This is a genomic window from Paraburkholderia phymatum, assembly GCF_038900715.1.
GTDB lineage: Bacteria > Pseudomonadota > Gammaproteobacteria > Burkholderiales > Burkholderiaceae > Paraburkholderia > Paraburkholderia phymatum_A.
On record NZ_JAYMRZ010000027.1, the window covers coordinates 32,182 to 48,904 of the forward strand.

The window sequence follows — 16,723 nt, forward strand, 5'->3', positions numbered from 1 at the left end:
GTCAGTTTCTTCAGCATACGGCGTCCTAATAGCAGAATGAGAAGGGCGGTATGGAATTCGACAAGCCGAGCGCGGCACCGGGCGCGGATCGCTGTGGGGTTAGCGCGGTAGCTGGTCTTTGATCTTAGCTACCGCGGCTAGCGCGCACGCTTCGTCCTTGTCCCCTCCAGGCGAACCGCCCACGCCGATGCCCGCGACGATCTCATCGCCGACCTTGATGGCCACCCCACCGGGCAACGTTGTTACATTTGGCGTGGATGCCAAGGACTCTGCAGCAAGGGGCGGAAATTTCGAGGTGAGTAGATCCAGGAACTGACTAGTACGCTCGAAATGAAAAACCGGACCCATCGAAGCTGCTGTGTACGCCTTCCGATAAGAGGAATCTTTCGTATGGATTGCCGCATGGTCGCCCCGCAAGACAGCTTGGGGCGTTCCTGCGACGTCGACTACGGTCGCCGTGACAGCGTAGCCCTTTGCAGTGCACGTTTGCACCGCTTCGAGCGCCGCCTCCAATGCGAGCTTCATTGGCAGGACGTAGCCGCTGGTTGAAACTTGTGCGTGTGCTGTCGGTAGCGAGGTGAGGCTTGCGACTGCGATCGTGCTCAGCGCAATCATGCTTTTTGTTTTTGCCATCTGATTTCTCATGAAAAAGAGGGGGCCGTCCAACGCTCTCGCTGCGTCGAGCTCGCGCAAGTAGGAGATCTCTCGTCGAACACAAATACTAAGGTTGACTAAACGCCTCGCGGGACCCAGCCCGCCGACCTGAGCCGAGGCTATTGTTCACCGTAAAGTGCTTCCCGGCAAACTAGATATTCTGTTTCTAGAGAAAGAAAATGTTTAGACGACGCGGGACAAGGCACTGGGTCACCGGATGCCATTGCTCATCAAAGAGCGAACTCGGGCCGGCGACGACCAGCTGCAAAGCAACGGTTTCCTGCCGCTTTCGCTACGCCGAAGGCCCGACACGCACCTGCCTACGGACCTCGTCTGCAATGGGGTGAAGTAGGTGAGGCGATTCAGTGCCAACCACGCTGTAGCCAAGTCCACGCGCTGCCCAAGTGATACCGCCTACGTTTCCCGCGGCCTGCTCTATCATCGGTGCCTCCTTCTCGCGAACCATCGGCCTGATCATGATGGCCATGCGCGTTCCATCGGCTCGGTCATAGAAGAACAATCCAGCTGAGCCATGAACCGTTGACACCAATCTACCGCCGACATATTGGTAACCGGATCGGCTTAGGTCCGGAATTTCCACCGGCCGCTGAAGCTTCTCTGACACCAGCTTGATCAAATCCGCCTTGTCCATTTCCGCAGCCGGATCGGCTGCATAGGCCATATAGCTGCTGCGTGCCTCGCCAGCGAGTACCGAGATGCCGCCGCTCGGCGCCAGTGCGCCTCGCATATGCCAGCCGCCTACGGTGCCGGTCGTAAGTGCAAGCACGACTGCTGCGGCCATTCGCCAAATCGTAGGGCGCGACTTGTGCTGATGCGCGAGCAGCGAACTCACCCGCAGCCGCTCGGGAACAGCTTCGTCGGCAATCGGTGCAAGTGCGGATCGCAGGCGTTGCCGCTGCGCGGCGAACTTTGTTACGGTGGCTGCGGCCGCAGGATCACGATCCAGATAATCTTGAACTTCCTTGCGGCGATCGGCGTCAAGCGCATGGTCGATGTAGGCATGAAAATCCTCTTCGACAATGGGAGCTGGCTGCTGATGTTTGTCCACTTACTTCATCCTCCGCAAGAACGGGCCGCCTTGAGTACGTGCCTCCCGCTTTCCGGTGCCGTCGAGAGCGCTTTGCAGGCGCTCTCGTCCTCGAGCTAAACGGGACATCACGGTTCCAACCGGGATGTTCAGCGTCTTGGCGGCTTCCGCATAGGTAAGGTCCTCCACGGATACCAGCAAGATTACGCTGCGCTGATCTTCGGGTAGCGCGGCCAATGCCTTCATCAGTTCCCCATGGCGGATCCGGTGCTCCTGGGGCGCGGGGACGGCGAAGGCGCCCTCGTCGACGTCTGCAATATCGAGGTGCAACCCACGCCGCGCGTGTTGCCGCAACCTGCTGACGATGAGATTGTGGGCGATGGAGAATACCCACTGGCGGGTATTCTCCGCGCGCCGCCGGGTTTCCCAATGGCTGATGGCTCGCTCGAGGCAATCTTGACCGAGGTCGTCAGCTAGGTCGCGGTCACGGACCATCGCGCTGGCATAGCGACGCAGCGCCGGAATCATTGGCTCGAGTTCCGTGATGAGGGCGATGCCCGCGCTGCCGATCATTGCGTGGCAACCTGCAATTGAACCGGCTCTGCAGGTTTGCCCTGAACGATTGGCGCGACTACCAGATATCGTCGGGCATTGGTCGCCTCAGCTTGAACAACTTGGCGTATCGGACCGACTGCGTTGACGATGGCCGAACCGGCGGGATTGGTCATGAAGTTGGCCAGGGGCTCCAGTGTTCCGGAGCCGTCAGCGTTCTTGGCGAGCGCAATGACGTAGGGCTGCTTCGGTTTCAATCCGGTGACGGATGCTTGCAGGACTTGCGACAAGCCTTGGTCGAACAACGCAACGCTCGTTCGACCCATGCCGGTACCCGCCTCGACCAGCGACAACGAGGCTACCTGGCCTGCTACGCCCAGGGCCTGCAGATTCTGCATCCCTGTCCCGCCGCTGGGCACGGCATTAGGAACATACACGACGGCTTGCGGAGCTTGGCCGATCGGTACGTTGCCGACAACGGTGTTCGATGCCGTATCGATGACGGCGAGGGCGTCCGCATTTTCTAGGCCGACATAGACGCGGCTACCGTCGCCGGAGGGCCACACACCGTGCGGGAGGTTACCGACAGGGATGGTGGCAACCTGCGAAAAGTCATTTGTTCTGAAGACTTTCACCTGGTTGAGACCGCCCACGGTCAGGTAGGCGAACGTCCCGTTGCTCGTCTTGGCGAAGTTGACGTGGTTCGTGATCGGTCCCGTTTCGAACGACCTGATCACGCTGAAGGGGGGGCGTGCGTCGAATACAGTCGTCCTGCCCGTGTCTTTGAGTGTGAACCAGACCTGGTTGCCGTCGGGTGAAGCCGCGATGTTCGGGCAAAACGGGCTGTCCTGCTTCACCTTCGCGATGATCTTGTGCGACGCGACCTCTATGATGGCTGTCTCGGGATTGAACGATGAACAAACATATGCGTACTTCCCGTCGGTCGAGAAGATTTGCATTCCGGGGCCGGCAGCCGTCGTGATGCGCGTCTTTTCTTCGAAAGTGGCCGCATCGATCACCGAGACATAGTTTTCGCCTCGGACAGTGACCCAAACCTCCTTGCCGTCAGGCGTGAAGAAGGCCTCGTGGGGGGAGCGGCCGAGATATGTGGTGTGTTTGACCGCGTTGGTCTCGGTATCGATGAATGTCACCGAATTCGACCCGATCGATACGACGGCAAGCGTTCGATGGTCCGGCGAGAAACCGAGACCGTGGACGAGAACTTGGCCGTGGTAGAGCGGACTAAAGCTGCTGGGAGATGGATCGCCCAGACGAATGACGCCGAGCAGCTTGTTATCGGCCGGGTCTGTTACCGATACGGTGTTCGAAAATTGCTCGGCTGCGTAGATGCGGTCCCGATGACTGACAGGAATATCCGCGTCGGTCTCTCGGCCAGGTACTTGGCCGGCGACGGCCATGGCCGACAAAAACGCGGATGAAACGAGCGATGAGAGCAAGAGTTTCTTAAGCATGCGGGTTCCTAGTGCGAGTGTTCGTTGTGTTCCGGCGCGTCGATAGCCTGATGCGCTGGTGCACTGACTTGTGTCGGTGACGGTACAGACGGGGGGAGTTGTTCGCCCAGGGCGAATTGCATCGCGGCGATCTCCTGCTGCTGTTCAACGATGATTTCCTGGGCGATGCGCCGCAACTGCTCATTGCTTCCGTAGCGCAGTTCCGCAAGAGCCATGTCGATCGCGCCTTGGTGGTGGGGAATCATCATGGCGGCAAAGTCTCGATCGATATCGCCCGAGGGCTTGATCTCCATAGCAGCCATCATTTTGTCCATCGCGGCGTCGTTTTCCGCGTGGAACGCCTCTTGAAGCGTCGACGCATGTGCAGCGGTTGCGATTGCAGAGGCAACCAGCAGCAATGGCCAACGCTGAGCGCGCCATCGATTTGTTGCGACGGATTTTGCTTTTTCGCAGTTCATCCTGATTTCCTGTCTCGGGTGTATCCCCACCCCCCGGTGGACGCTGCACGATCAGGTTTATTCCATTCGGCAGGGTCCATGCTCGAACGGAAGCAAGTCTTGAGTACAAGAGTGCCGGGGGCAAGCGAGATAAGGTTTTTCGGTGTGAAAGAATTTCTTCCGAGAGAGCATTTGCGAGTCGCACGGTGGCCTCTGAGGAATAGCTGGAACTGGCTTCCTCGAAGACCTAAATCGTAAGGCGCCTGATGCGCGTCAGTTGAGCTTTTCCGTCCTCCTTCAATCGGCTTACCATTCGCCGCATCCATGCGGTTTCATCGGATGCGAACTGGGATTGAAGGATTGAAGGGCGGACGAGGCAGGGGCGATAAACATTTTATTGTGATCCGACAAAGCACGTCTGCCTTGTGAGTAGGTTCTTGCCTGTCTATCGTTGTTAACGCGCTCTCGTCTGCGCGAACTTCGAAGCTGATATCCAAAAAGAGGAATCGTCAAATGAGCTATCAGGAAAGGTCCGACCTCAACTTGTCAGAAGAGCTGTTCCGACTCGCTGGTCCCGATGGAGAGACGTTTAAGGCTTTTCATCATGACGCGATCGCGCGCACGGATGGCCAGATTCCCAATAAGTATCGGGAACTCGTCGCACTGGGCGTGGCCTTCACGACTCAGTGTCCTCTCTGCGTTGACCTTCATACTGCGGGCGCCAAACGGCACGGCGCCACTCGCGAAGAAATTGCTGAGGTCTGCATGATCGCAGCCGCCATGCGTGCTGGTGCCGCGTACGGGCAGGGACTCCTTGCGTTGAAGCTGTATGACCAGCGCTAACAGCATCCGCTAGGACGTTGGTGGGTTGCTAAGCGAGGCTGCCTGCGGAGCCCCATGCTAGTTCTGCAGGCTACCTCATGCCCGTGGGACGCTTACCCGACGCAAGCCTGATCGGTCCCGTTGCTCACAGGCTCCAAGGGCGATTGTCGACGCGAACCGATATACGGCTCGGTGCCAAGTTCGTCAGTCTGTGCAGATATGTTTTTTGCCCGGTGGCGTTGGTCGGTATCTCGCTTCGTACGATCGGGCCGGCGCGGCCGAGCTTTGAAATTCATTGGAAATGCATAGAGCCATGGATGATCGAGTCGAGATATTGGTGATAGGCAGTGGGTTTGGCGGAGCTATTGCCGCAAAAAGACTCGCCGAGGCGGGGAGGGACGTATTGATGCTCGAGCGCGGTCCGTGGCGAAATACGGTTCCTATGCAGTCGAGTGGCATGGATGAATTGGCGCCTCTCCCCCAAGGCCGGCATGCGTTTAACTACGGCCTCAGATCGGTCAGATCACGGTTCTTTAAAGGTGAGATGCTCCTAAATAAAAGGGGCTTTGTTGAGGCATACCTAGGTAAAGGCATCAATGTGATTTGCTCTTCGAACGTCGGAGGAGGGAGTCATATCTATGCGGCGGTGCTGGGTAGACCATTCGATCCCCGGTATTGGGATCATTGGGATCCGCGAATTTCTCAAGAGCACATGGAGAGCTACTATGACGAGATACTTGCGCTTCTCGACGCAAGACCTGTGTGTCCAGATGATGAGGTTCCGAACCGAATAGATGGAACGAATTACAACGGCGAGCTATCGAACGCTGGGCTGAGAAACGCACCCGTAGGCATTCTTCTGCCCAAGCACCCCGGGCATGCGAGCAAGGTGTCGGCCGGTTATGGGCTGGAGCGCTGGGAGTGCGACATGCGGAACAACAGCTTCCTCGGTTCTCCGTCCGGAGCCAAAACAACGTTGGATTTCTCGGTCATTTGGCCGGCAATGCAAGATGGCTTGATTGTGCGGGATCTCTGCGAGGTCAAGTCGCTTCGAAAACTAGGAGCGGGAGGCCGAGGCAAACTGCGATACGAAATTCGCTATCGAAACCATAGAAACGGACTTGACGCAAGCGTGCTTGCAGAAAACGTCATCCTGGCCGCCGGCGGAGTGAATACTGTTCGTTTGCTAATGAAGAGTCGCGATGTTGATCGTGGTTTGGATGGCATGCCGAGGTTGGGTTATAGATTCGGCACGAATGGTGGTTTTTTCGGTTTTTGGCTTGAAAACAGCGAGAGAGATCTTACGCAGGGGACACCACTCAGTGAACCTTTCCGTGTAAAAAATTCGCGGAGCAAATCTGCGCAGATGCTGCGAGCGGGAATTCAGGGTTTGGATGATATTCCTCTTCCGATGTTTATGAAAAAATGGTTGCGCAAGAATTCGTTTATCGTTGCTATCGGAGGGGATGAGGGGAATGGTTTGATGGTGATGCGGAATGGTACGTTTACCATTAAATATAGTAAGCGTGACAACGATGTTTATAAGGAAATCTCGGAAGAAATACGGAATATAGAAGCGTCGACAAAAACCAAAGTGTACGCAACCGGTGCGCCTGTAACGGTTCAGCCAATTGGGGGGGCGTGTTTGGGAGCGTCGAATTCCGAGGGGGTCGTCGACGCCAACGGGGAAATTTTCGATAACCCCGGGATCTATGTAACGGATGCCGCGGCGCTCCCTATGCCTCCCGGAGCGCCACCGAGTCTGTCGATCGCCGCATGGTCGGCCCACGTAGCGGATAGGTTGTTGGAGTCACTGCAGCGTGATGCCCTCCGTCCGCTACGAGGTGTTTGACGGTATAGGGATCCGAAAAGGCGGTGTAATCGGCAATCTCCCGCGCAGCACCACTAGTCTTGTAGGTCGACCGGGACGTTCTGTCCTGTCTTGACCCGGCTCATGGTGACTAGCGTCTTGAAGCGCTTCACATTGTTGTTCGCGAAGAACAGTTGGCGCGTGAGCTCATTGTACTGGTCCATATCCTTCACGGTCAGTACCAGCGCAAAGTCCCATTCGCCGGCGAGGTAGTAGCACTGCTGAACCAATGGGCATTGCTGGAACGAGCGTTTCATCGCATCGAGTTGATCGATCTGCTCGCTCTCAATCTCGACCAACGTGATGATCGTCAGGCTGTAGCCGACTTTTTCCTGCGCAATCACCGCGACGTAGCGGTCGATGACGCCCAGTTCCAACAAACGGCGCAGTCTTCGATTCACGGCCGCCGTAGAGAGATTGACTCGGGTGCCCAGCTCATTTTGCGGAATGTGAGCGTTGCGCTGCACTTCCGCCAGGAGCCTTCGGTCGAAGCTATCAAGGTCATCGTGCATGTTTTTTCAAAAACTCCCGGTAAATAGAGATTTTTTTGCGCACCCGATGCAAAAGAAGAGATCTGTTCGAGGTCGCAGCGGAATACTATTTTGCTCGAAAGGGGATCGAAGATACAAGCGATCCCGCTCGAATCAAACGAATCCGCGGCCCCGACTCGGCTGCCTCACCGGAGCAACCCGACATGCTGATTGCCAACCCTCGGTCGTCCCATACCTCGTACCCCGGGGCCTTGAGGGACATTCTCAACATACGTGCCGCGCATGAGAGCGGCGCGTGGCTTTCGAAATGGGAGCAGATCAGCGGGGCCGCAACGCCATTGTGGGACCTGCCGGATGCAGCCGCGGCTCTCGGTGTGTCCGAGCTACGACTCAAGGACGAATCGTTTCGGTCACCCCTTGGGAGCTTCAAGGCCTTGGGTGCTCCCGTCGCGCTGATGCGACTTGTCATGCGTCAATGGCGTGCCCACGACATCGAGCCGAAAGCACTGATCACGGGGCATTACGCGCAGATGCTGTCGAACCTGACGGTGATTAGCGCGACAGACGGAAATCATGGGAAGTCCCTTGCGGCGGCGGCCAGTTCGATCGGCTGTCAGTGCGTGATTGTGCTGCATGCCAACGTGAGCATCGAGCGGGAACAAGCGATCGCTGCCTATGGGGCAAAAATCGTTCGCATCGACGGAAACTATGATGAATCCGTTGAGCACGCCGCGCGACTTGCGGCAAACAATGGCTGGCATGTCGTGTCCGACACATCGTACGAGGGCTACGAGGTAATCCCTCGAGATGTCATGCAGGGTTACGGCGTCATTTCGGCGGAAATTGTGGCGCAACTGAATGAGGAACCTTCCCGGCCTCCCTTTACGCATGTATTTCTGCAGGGGGGCGTCGGTGGTCTAGCCGCCGGAATTGCGAGCTATTTGTGGGAGCACTACGGCGCCGAACGGCCAAATTTCATCGTGGTCGAGCCGCAACAGGCGGACTGCCTGTACCAAAGTGCAATCTCGGGGCTCGCATCCCGGGCGACGGGGTCCGTCGACTCCGTGATGGCGGGGTTGGCCTGCGGTGAAGCTTCCCCACTCGCGTGGAAGATACTTGACCGATGCATCGATCATTTCATGACGATCGCCGATGACGACGCAATTGCGGCAATGCGTTCGCTCGCGCGTGGCTCTGAGCGGGACGCACCGCTGGTGGCGGGGGAGTCGGGTGCTGCGGGGTATGCCGGATTGGCGGTGCTGATGAAGAGCCGCGACCTTGCGCAAGCCGCAGGGCTCGGACCAACGTCGCGCGTGCTGGTCATCAACACTGAAGGGGCGACTGCGCCCTCCGTCTACCGGGAACTGGTTGGCGAAACCGCGAACGCGGTCGAAGCGCGCCAAGCTGCATGGAAACTTCGTGTCGTTCAGTAGACGACACAATGGCAAACGGAGAAGAATGCATCATGGAACGCTCGCTGCAGGAACAGTTGAAGAACTGGCGCCACCAAATTCATCAGCATCCGGAAACAGGATTCGAGGAGAAGAGGACGTCGGACTACGTTGCGAACGTATTGACGACGCTCGGCTTGGAGGTCTACCGCAACATCGGTGGCACGGGGCTTGTCGCAAACCTGAAGGTCGGCAACGGAAGCGGCGCCATCGGGCTGCGCGCCGATATGGACGCCCTGAACATTACGGAGAACGTCCCCGGTCGGCCTCACGCCTCGTGCATCCCAGGAAAAATGCACGCCTGTGGCCATGACGGTCATATGGCGATGATCTTGGGTGCGGCCCGCCTGCTTGCCGAGCAGCGCAACTTCAACGGCACCGTCCGATTCATTTTTCAACCGGCGGAGGAACACGGTCGCGGCGCGAAGGCCATGATGAAGGATGGTTTGTTTGAACGCTTTCCGGTCGACGCGATCTTCGGTGCGCATAACATGCCTGGCATGCCGGCGGGTAGCTTCTCGACGCGGCCGGGCGGCATCATGGCCAGCGAAGACAATTTCGTCATTCACATTAAGGCGCGAGGCACGCACGCCGCACGTCCGCATATGGGCGTCGATCCGATCGTGATCGCGTCGCAGATCGTACTTGCGCTGCAAACGATCATTTCTCGCAACCTCGATCCAAGTCTGCCGGCTGTGATTTCTTGCACGGAGTTCATCACCGATGGGTTGCGCAATGTGATTCCGTCGAATGTCACGATCAAAGGCGATACACGTAGCTACGCGCCGGAAGTTCAGCAACTGCTGGAGACGCGTATGCGTGAGGTCTGCGAGGGGCTCTGTCGAATGCACGGAGTGGATTGCGAATTCGAGTACACCCATGAATTCGCGCCGACGGTGAATACTCCGCGGTACGTCGAAGTCGCCGTTGCAGCGGCCACGCGTGTGGCGGGCGAACAAAATGTCGACGCGAACGTACAACCAATGATGATTTCGGAAGACTTCGGCGCATTTCTACAGGTCGTACCGGGCAACTTCGTATTCATCGGGAACGGTGTCGCCAACGAGGCAGGGGGAGTACCGCTCCATAACGCCACGTACGACTTCAACGACGACATTCTGCTCACCGGAGCGAGATACTTCGCGGAACTTGCCCGTCTTACACTGCCGGTGTAAGGGCGGAGCAGGGCTGCTGCCGGGACCGTATCATACGATCAACTACTGAGCCATTTGAAGTTCAGGCCGTGCGCAGGGCACGACATCCCGCGCGAGGCGGTGTCCTCAAAGGATTCCCCGGAATCCGAGCGGGCGGTATCATCGGCGGGACGCGGCAAGGCGTCTCGCCGAACTTTATTCCGCCGCGTCGAGCCACATACTTCGACAGCCAAGTGTCGTTGCGGCGCTGGATGGATGGTCGACCGGAGGGCCTGTGGAATCCTCGCCCTTTCTCCTAGACGCCAAATCCCTTGTACCTAATGCGATACCCTACCATCAAATATCGGTTGGCCTTTTCTTCGACCAAGAAAGTGATATAGTGTCAGCTATCGGGCGGACGCTTCGGCTGCCGGCTGTAATGTTATTCCTTCCGACGAATCGATTTATGCAACCCATACTTGGCATTGCAGGAGGCACCAGCATGAGTCAGACCGCCGCACAGCCCGATCGAGCGACGCTGATCGAGATGTATCGCAAGATGAGCCTTCTCAAGCAGAACGATGAGCAGGCGCGCGGGGCGATCCTGTCGGGACGCATACCGATGATCTACTATTCGCCCCGCGGGCAGGAAGTGATTCCCGCCGCGGTGTCGGTCAATTTGAGGCGGGAAGACTACATCTGTACGATCTACCGCGGGATTCACGACATGCTCGCGAAGGGCGTGCCTCTGAACGACCTCTGGGCTGAACTCGCCGGGAAAGCGACAGGTACGTGCAAGGGGAAGGGCGGCCCAATGCATATCACTCACCCGAGCTCGGGCGCGATGGTGACCACCGGGATTGTCGGTTCCAGCATGCCGATCGCCAACGGCCTTGCATTGGCATCGCAGATCCGTAACGACGGGCGGGTGGCGATTGCCTATTTCGGGGATGCGGCGTCGAACATCGGCGCCTTTCATGAATCACTGAACATGGCGGCGGTTTGGAAACTGCCGGTCGTGTTTGTTTGCCAGAACAACCGCTACGGCGAACATACTCGCTATGAAAAGGCCACGGCGGCGGCAAGGATCTCGGATCGCGCAGTCGGTTATCAGATACCTGGGGTAACCGTCGACGGCAATGATCCTCTAGCGATGTACGCGGCGGCCCATGAAGCGATCGAGCGAGCGCGTGCGGGCGAGGGGCCGACGTTGATCGAGGCGATGACCTTCCGGTTTTACGGTCACGTGTTCGGCGATGCGGATGCCTATATGGACAAGGCAGAAAAGGCGGCTGCGATGCAAGCAGATCCCATCCCTCGATACCGGGCATGGCTAATCGAACAGGGGCACGCGAGCGACGCTGAACTATCCGCAATCGACGAAACTTATAGCAAAGAGATCGAACGCGCCATCGATCTCGCCGTGGCCGCCCCATTTCCAGCCGTCTCGGAATTGAGCTGCGACGTATGGGCCGATACGTCGGTTAAGGAGATTCGGCAATGACCGCGAAAACCAACAAGATAACTACCGTTCAGGCGCTCAATATGGCGCTGGACGAGGCCTTGGCAGCCGACCCGGAGGTGATCTTGCTCGGCGAAGATGTCGCCGATCCCGAAGACGGTGGAGTAATGGGTGTAACGAAGGGCCTCTCCACTCGATATGGTGATGCCCGAGTGCGGTCGACGCCGATCTCCGAGCAGGCGATCATCGGTGCAGCGATCGGCGCATCGATGGTCGGCATGCGGCCGATCGCCGAGATCATGCTGATGAACTTCACCACGGTTGCGATGGACATGATCGTCAACCACGCTGCCAAATTGCGCTTTATGTCGGGCGGACAGACTCAGGTTCCGCTTACCATTCGCACCACCACCGGCGCGGGTTTTTCGACTGCGGGTCAACATGCTGACTATTTGGAAGCGTGGTTCGCGCATACCGCTGGTTTGAAGGTGGTGACGTACTCATCGCCCGCCGAGGCGAAGGGATTGTTATTGTCCTGCATCTTTGACGATGATCCATGTATTTTTATCGAACATTTGCCCACCTATTTCACGCCTGGCGATCCTCCTGATCCCGGCCTGCGCATCCCATTAGGGGTGGCCAATATAGTGCGTGAGGGACGCGACGCGACTGTAGTGTGCTACGGGCCGCAAGTCGCACCGGCTCTTGCGGCTGCTACCAAGCTGGCTGGCGAAGATATTGCAATCGAGGTCATCGATCTGCGCACGATCGCACCGTGGGATCGCGCCACCGTGCTGAAGTCCGTGGCGAAAACGGGGGCCGCAGTGGTCGCACACGAAGCGGTAAAACCTTTTGGCGTAGGCGCGGAAATTTCCTCGGTGATACACGAAGAGCTGTTTAGCCAGTTGCGCGCGCCGGTGCAGCGAATCGGCGCTCCGCATTGCCCTGTGCCGTATTCGAAACCGTTGGAGCAAGCTTTCATTCCGGGTGCGGCACAGATCGAAGCAGCATTGCGCAAAACTTTGCGTTGAGTCGAGTTTTAATCCTTTCACCACGTGTCGGGAAAATATATCAATGACTACTCCCATCCTTTTGCCAAAGATCGGCTTTTCGATGAACGAAGGGACCCTTGTCGAATGGCTGGTCCCCGACGGTAGCGCCGTTAGCCAGGGCGATCCGATCTACGCGCTTGAAAGCGAAAAGGCCGTGAACGACATCGAGGCGCCGGCGACGGGCACGTTGAAGATTCAAAAGCTAGCCGGCGAAAGCTACGAAGTCGGCACGGTGCTCGGAGAGATTCTCTGACGGCGGGCCAAGTTGTGGCCGCTTCGCTGCGTGAGAGATTCGGTGCATCTTGCCACAGAGGGGATTGCCGGATTGTATGAAAGCGAAACGGGGCCGTTCAATGTAGTCGAGAAGCGAGCATTACGCTTGGGGTGACGGTAGGACCGAACAACTACATGCGGAATTTGTAGCGGCACTCGATCATAAATCAACGACGGACTTAGTTCGCGCATAAAACTGACGATCAATCAGTTTTATGCGCGTAATTTTGCTCAGGAGGTAGGGATGCATGCAATGAACTACTCCATATACGACTGCGATCGACACTTCTATGAACCGCCGGATGCCTTCTTGAAGCATTTGCCGAAGCAATACCGGCAGGAATTCCAGTACGTGCAGGTCAACGGCCGGACCAAGCTCGCGGTGGCGGGCGTACTGAGCGATTACATCCCCAATCCCACGTTCGAGGTTGTCGCGGCGCCCGGTGCGCACGAGAAGTGGTACCGCGGTCAGAACCCGGAAGGGAAGTCGCTTCGCGAGTTCGGAGGAGATCCGATTCGGTCGCAACCGGCTTTCAACAATGGCGTTGCGCATCTGGATGTGATGAACCAGCAGGGAATCCACGCAGGCTTGATATTGCCGACTCTGGCGTCGGTGATTGAAGAGCGCATCGGCGCTCGTGCCGATGTAGTCAACGCGCTCTTCCATTCGCTGAATCAGTGGGTGGTTGAAGAATTTGGTCTCGCGCGAGCGAACCGGCTATTCCCCGTCTCGATGATCCATCTTGGCGATGTAGACGCTGCAGTCGAGGAGCTCGAATATTTGCTGCGCAATGGCGCGCGGGTAGTCGGCATCCGCCCAGCGCCGGTGCCGGGTATCGGGGGCGGCCGCTCGATCGGCAGTACGGAGTTCGATCCGTTCTGGGCGCGTATCGACGAGTCGAAGGTATTTGTCGTCCTGCATGTGTCCGATTCGGGTTATGACAAAGTCAACCGGTGGTGGACTGCTGGCGAAAAGGGGGAATGGCGCCCGTTTGAAAAGGACTCGTTTCCGGAGTTGCTCGACGCGATGGGGCGTGCGATCTCCGATTCTCTTGCTGCCTTGCTCGTCCACGGTGTTTTCGACCGTTTCCCAAATGTCCGCGTCGCGTCACTCGAGAACGGCTCGTCATGGCTCGAGCCTCTGCTCAAGCGCATACGCAGCACGTATCACAAGATGCCGCAGTGCTTTCGGGGGGACCCGCTCGATACGTTTCGTAGACACGTCTATATCTCGCCGTTTTATGAAGATCCAATCGACCGATTGGTTGAACTGATGGGGGCTGACCGTGTGCTGTTCGGCAGCGACTGGCCCCACCCGGAGGGGCTGGGCGTACCGCTGGATTTCTTCAAGGACGTAGGTGATATCGATGCAAAGACAGTAGAGAAGATCATGAGCGCCAACCTCAAAGGATTGCTCGAGGGAAAGCGCTGAGTGCGTATCGACGACTGATGTTTAACATTTCGTGAAGACGCCGGTCGTTCCCAGTTTCCAACCCGCATTTTCCGAGTCAGCCGATGAACTATTCAGCCTATGAAACGATGCGATTCGAGCGTCGTGGCCGTATTTTGACTATCACATTCAACCAGCCCGAAAAGCTCAACAGTTTCGCCGGACGGGCTCACACCGAGCTATCGCGAGTATTCTCCGACGTCGTTGAGGATGAGGAGAGCGACATCATCGTTATCACCGGTGCGGGGCGGGCATTCAGCGCAGGTGGAGACATCGAGCACATGCAGTGGCTGCGCGACAACCCGCCGGCCTTCTATCAAGCGGTGCGTGAAGCAAAGCGCATTGTGACGAGCTTGCTCGAGTGCGACAAGCCGATCATCGCAAAGGTCAACGGCGATGCGATCGGCCTGGGCGCGACAGTGGCCGTGTTCTGTGACGTGATTTTTGCCGCGGATAATGCTCGCTTCGGCGATCCCCATAACAATGTCGGCTTGATCAGCGGTGACGGTGGTCAGATCATGTGGCCGTACCTGATCGGATATGCGCGCGCCAAGCATTACCTGTTCACCGGTGAGAAATTCTCGGCTGCGAAGGCTTACGAAATGGGAATGATCAACGGGGTCATGCCTGCGGGCGAGCTCGACTCGTACGTGGATGCGTATGCCGACAAGCTCGCAGCAATGCCCGTGCAGTCGCTGCGCTGGAGCAAGAGCACGATCAATGTGCCGCTGCGCCAAATGGCCGCTAGCATGATGGATGTCGGCATGGCCTATGAGAACGTCTCATCTCTTACAGAAGACCACCAAGAAGCGATCAATGCCTTCCGAGAAAAGCGCAAGCCCACGTTCTCGGGACGATGAGCGGGCAATGCAGACCTCGGCTTCCCCATCCGTAGACGAACAGATGGCGCCCGAATGGTTCAGTTGGGCATTATCGCAACCCGGTGAATCGCGGCGTGTCGGAACTGACGGTGTGCAGTTGCACTACCGCGGATGGTCTTTGCGCGACACGTATAAGCCAGTGCTCTTGCTCGTGCATGGATATGGGGCACATGCTCGGTGGTGGGATTTTATTGCTCCGTTTCTTGCGCCGACGCATCGGGTGATTGCTCTCGATCTTTCGGGGATGGGCGATAGCGATCATCGCACGCACTATCCACCGGGCACGGGTGCGCGCGATATCACCGGATTGATCGAGGCGCTCGAAATTGGGCCCGTTATTGCCGTGGGACATAGCAGCGGCGGGTTGCGAGTGCTGCGCGCCTGTTCGGAACGGCCCGACCTGTTTTCGCGGCTGATTGTCGTTGACAGCTATGTGGTATTTGAGGGCTGCGATCATCCACAAGCGCCGCCGAACATGCGCGGCGATCGGATCTATGCCGACTTTGACGTCGCAGTGGGGCGCTACCGTCTGTTGCCGGAACAGCCGAAGACCAACCCTTGGGCCTTCGAGTACATTGCGCGCCACTCGCTACGGAAGGTGGAGGGTGGCTGGCGTTGGAAGTTCGATCCGGCGATTCCCGCTGGCGCTCAGCACGAGGATAACGGAGAGTTGTTGCTGCGTAGCGTGAACCGGCCCGTGCATTACGTCTATGGCGAAGCTAGTGCGATCGTTTCTTCGGCCCTCGCTCGACGCATCGTAGACCTCCTGCCACTAGGATATGGGCCCGTAGGTATTCCCGGCGGCTATCACCATCTGATGATCGACCAGCCGGCCGCACTGATCGCCACCTTGCGCTCGCTGCTGGTTTTGACTCAACTCCAGAGAGAAGCTTCATGAATGAACTGGTTCTGACGGAAAGAGCGGACAGCGTCGCGATCGTCACACTGAACAATCCGAAGACCCGCAACGCACTATCGCGCGATTTGTTGCTGGCTCTCGCGGACCATCTCGAGGCGCTGCGCGTAGATGCAAGCTGTCGAGCGCTCGTGCTGACGGGCGCGGAAGGGCACTTTTGCTCAGGAGGCGATATATCCGGTATGTCGGCCGAGCGACCGCTCCCGGTTGGGCGTGAGCGCATGGTCATCGCGCATCGGGTGGTCCGTACATTGACGCAGATGGGAAAACCGGTGGTGGGCGCCGTCGAGGGGTATGCCGCGGGAGCAGGGTTCTCGCTGGCTGCGGCCTGCGATTATCTCGTCGCGTCCAAAAGCGCGCGATTTGTCTCTTCCTTTGCGAAAGTCGGGCTGATACCCGACCTGGGGTTGATGTATACGCTGCCGCAACGCATCGGCCTTGCTCAGGCCAAGAGGATCTTGATGTCCTCGCAGAAAGTGGAGGCGGAAGAAGCACAGCGACTGGGTTTGACGGATAGCCTTGTCGAACCTGGCGAGACGGTCTCGGCAGCCGTTGCTATTGCTCGGGAGTTGGGTGCCAATGCGCCAATGTCGGTAGCGCTGCTAAAGGCGGCATACGCCCGCGGTATGACGACGCTCGAGGAGGCTCTGGCATACGAAATGGACAACCAGGCGGCGCTCTACTTGACGAAGGATCATCGTGAAGCGGTCGCTGCGTTCGCTGAAAAGCGAGCACCTTCTTTCCAAGGATTGTAGGAGG

The 16,723-nt window shown here is 57.9% G+C and carries 17 protein-coding genes; 11 read left to right on the forward strand and 6 right to left on the reverse strand.

Features of this window, described 5'->3' with window-relative positions:
• Window positions 1-99 precede the first annotated feature (99 nt).
• From VSR68_RS35060 to VSR68_RS35080, 5 genes are all read right to left on the reverse strand, one after another.
• Window positions 100-633 carry a GlcG/HbpS family heme-binding protein gene (locus VSR68_RS35060; RefSeq protein WP_342933346.1) on the reverse strand — a complete coding sequence of 178 codons (534 nt, stop codon included), beginning with the start codon at window positions 631-633 and terminating at the stop codon, window positions 100-102.
• A 313-nt stretch (window positions 634-946) separates the two neighbouring features.
• Window positions 947-1,723 carry an anti-sigma factor gene (locus VSR68_RS35065; protein ID WP_342944144.1) on the reverse strand — a complete coding sequence of 259 codons (777 nt, stop codon included), beginning with the start codon at window positions 1,721-1,723 and terminating at the stop codon, window positions 947-949.
• Entirely contained in the window at window positions 1,724-2,275 is a 552-nt protein-coding gene (locus tag VSR68_RS35070) for a sigma-70 family RNA polymerase sigma factor (protein ID WP_342944145.1), read from the reverse strand.
• Window positions 2,272-3,726, reverse strand: coding sequence for a YncE family protein (locus tag VSR68_RS35075; RefSeq protein ID WP_342944146.1), 1,455 nt, complete (start codon window positions 3,724-3,726; stop codon window positions 2,272-2,274). Before VSR68_RS35075 ends, VSR68_RS35070 begins: the two co-directional genes overlap by 4 nt.
• A gap of 8 nt (window positions 3,727-3,734) precedes the next feature.
• Window positions 3,735-4,184 (reverse strand): DUF305 domain-containing protein, encoded by a 450-nt coding sequence (locus VSR68_RS35080; RefSeq protein ID WP_342944147.1) that lies wholly within the window; start codon window positions 4,182-4,184, stop codon window positions 3,735-3,737.
• Window positions 4,185-4,676: 492 nt separating this feature from the next.
• Here VSR68_RS35080 and VSR68_RS35085 point away from each other — a divergent pair, with 492 nt between their 5' ends.
• Both VSR68_RS35085 and VSR68_RS35090 read left to right on the forward strand, forming a co-directional pair.
• Window positions 4,677-5,006, forward strand: coding sequence for a carboxymuconolactone decarboxylase family protein (locus VSR68_RS35085; protein ID WP_342933351.1), 330 nt, complete (start codon window positions 4,677-4,679; stop codon window positions 5,004-5,006).
• A 292-nt stretch (window positions 5,007-5,298) separates the two neighbouring features.
• Complete coding sequence (locus tag VSR68_RS35090) at window positions 5,299-6,837, forward strand: GMC oxidoreductase (RefSeq protein ID WP_342944148.1); 1,539 nt, start codon at window positions 5,299-5,301, stop codon at window positions 6,835-6,837.
• A gap of 53 nt (window positions 6,838-6,890) precedes the next feature.
• Here VSR68_RS35090 and VSR68_RS35095 read toward each other — a convergent pair whose 3' ends face one another.
• Entirely contained in the window at window positions 6,891-7,367 is a 477-nt protein-coding gene (locus tag VSR68_RS35095; protein ID WP_342933353.1) for an Lrp/AsnC family transcriptional regulator, read from the reverse strand.
• 182 nt (window positions 7,368-7,549) lie between these two features.
• On the opposite strand from VSR68_RS35095, the gene VSR68_RS35100 reads away from it, so the two are divergent.
• The 9 genes from VSR68_RS35100 to VSR68_RS35140 all read left to right on the forward strand — a co-directional run bounded on the left by VSR68_RS35100 (window position 7,550) and on the right by VSR68_RS35140 (window position 16,719).
• Window positions 7,550-8,779 (forward strand): diaminopropionate ammonia-lyase, encoded by a 1,230-nt coding sequence (locus VSR68_RS35100; protein WP_342944149.1) that lies wholly within the window; start codon window positions 7,550-7,552, stop codon window positions 8,777-8,779.
• 32 nt (window positions 8,780-8,811) lie between these two features.
• Window positions 8,812-9,972, forward strand: coding sequence for a M20 aminoacylase family protein (locus VSR68_RS35105; protein WP_342944150.1), 1,161 nt, complete (start codon window positions 8,812-8,814; stop codon window positions 9,970-9,972).
• A gap of 460 nt (window positions 9,973-10,432) precedes the next feature.
• A complete protein-coding gene (locus VSR68_RS35110; protein ID WP_342944151.1) occupies window positions 10,433-11,434 on the forward strand; it encodes a thiamine pyrophosphate-dependent dehydrogenase E1 component subunit alpha in 1,002 nt (333 codons plus the stop codon).
• Window positions 11,431-12,423 (forward strand): alpha-ketoacid dehydrogenase subunit beta, encoded by a 993-nt coding sequence (locus VSR68_RS35115; protein ID WP_342944152.1) that lies wholly within the window; start codon window positions 11,431-11,433, stop codon window positions 12,421-12,423. The genes VSR68_RS35110 and VSR68_RS35115 overlap by 4 nt, the downstream gene beginning before the upstream one ends.
• A gap of 43 nt (window positions 12,424-12,466) precedes the next feature.
• Complete coding sequence (locus VSR68_RS35120; protein WP_342944153.1) at window positions 12,467-12,697, forward strand: lipoyl domain-containing protein; 231 nt, start codon at window positions 12,467-12,469, stop codon at window positions 12,695-12,697.
• 273 nt (window positions 12,698-12,970) lie between these two features.
• Window positions 12,971-14,149, forward strand: a complete 1,179-nt coding sequence (locus tag VSR68_RS35125) for an amidohydrolase family protein (protein WP_342944154.1) — start codon at window positions 12,971-12,973, stop codon at window positions 14,147-14,149.
• A gap of 83 nt (window positions 14,150-14,232) precedes the next feature.
• Window positions 14,233-15,027, forward strand: coding sequence for an enoyl-CoA hydratase/isomerase family protein (locus VSR68_RS35130; protein WP_342944155.1), 795 nt, complete (start codon window positions 14,233-14,235; stop codon window positions 15,025-15,027).
• 7 nt (window positions 15,028-15,034) lie between these two features.
• Window positions 15,035-15,946 carry an alpha/beta hydrolase gene (locus VSR68_RS35135; RefSeq protein WP_342944156.1) on the forward strand — a complete coding sequence of 304 codons (912 nt, stop codon included), beginning with the start codon at window positions 15,035-15,037 and terminating at the stop codon, window positions 15,944-15,946.
• Window positions 15,943-16,719: an enoyl-CoA hydratase/isomerase family protein gene (locus VSR68_RS35140; protein ID WP_342944157.1), complete on the forward strand. Its 777-nt coding sequence runs from the start codon at window positions 15,943-15,945 to the stop codon at window positions 16,717-16,719. Before VSR68_RS35135 ends, VSR68_RS35140 begins: the two co-directional genes overlap by 4 nt.
• Window positions 16,720-16,723 lie beyond the last annotated feature (4 nt).

Coding starts and splice junctions, on each gene's coding strand:
- VSR68_RS35095 (WP_342933353.1), bottom strand. CDS start 7,367: ATGCACGATGACCTTGATAGCTTCGACCGAAGGCTCCTGGCGGAAGTG.
- VSR68_RS35130 (WP_342944155.1), top strand. CDS start 14,233: ATGAACTATTCAGCCTATGAAACGATGCGATTCGAGCGTCGTGGCCGT.
- VSR68_RS35080 (WP_342944147.1), bottom strand. CDS start 4,184: ATGAACTGCGAAAAAGCAAAATCCGTCGCAACAAATCGATGGCGCGCT.
- VSR68_RS35120 (WP_342944153.1), top strand. CDS start 12,467: ATGACTACTCCCATCCTTTTGCCAAAGATCGGCTTTTCGATGAACGAA.
- VSR68_RS35115 (WP_342944152.1), top strand. CDS start 11,431: ATGACCGCGAAAACCAACAAGATAACTACCGTTCAGGCGCTCAATATG.
- VSR68_RS35060 (WP_342933346.1), bottom strand. CDS start 633: ATGGCAAAAACAAAAAGCATGATTGCGCTGAGCACGATCGCAGTCGCA.
- VSR68_RS35105 (WP_342944150.1), top strand. CDS start 8,812: ATGGAACGCTCGCTGCAGGAACAGTTGAAGAACTGGCGCCACCAAATT.
- VSR68_RS35125 (WP_342944154.1), top strand. CDS start 12,971: ATGAACTACTCCATATACGACTGCGATCGACACTTCTATGAACCGCCG.
- VSR68_RS35110 (WP_342944151.1), top strand. CDS start 10,433: ATGAGTCAGACCGCCGCACAGCCCGATCGAGCGACGCTGATCGAGATG.
- VSR68_RS35100 (WP_342944149.1), top strand. CDS start 7,550: ATGCTGATTGCCAACCCTCGGTCGTCCCATACCTCGTACCCCGGGGCC.
- VSR68_RS35085 (WP_342933351.1), top strand. CDS start 4,677: ATGAGCTATCAGGAAAGGTCCGACCTCAACTTGTCAGAAGAGCTGTTC.
- VSR68_RS35075 (WP_342944146.1), bottom strand. CDS start 3,726: ATGCTTAAGAAACTCTTGCTCTCATCGCTCGTTTCATCCGCGTTTTTG.
- VSR68_RS35070 (WP_342944145.1), bottom strand. CDS start 2,275: ATGATCGGCAGCGCGGGCATCGCCCTCATCACGGAACTCGAGCCAATG.
- VSR68_RS35135 (WP_342944156.1), top strand. CDS start 15,035: ATGCAGACCTCGGCTTCCCCATCCGTAGACGAACAGATGGCGCCCGAA.
- VSR68_RS35140 (WP_342944157.1), top strand. CDS start 15,943: ATGAATGAACTGGTTCTGACGGAAAGAGCGGACAGCGTCGCGATCGTC.
- VSR68_RS35090 (WP_342944148.1), top strand. CDS start 5,299: ATGGATGATCGAGTCGAGATATTGGTGATAGGCAGTGGGTTTGGCGGA.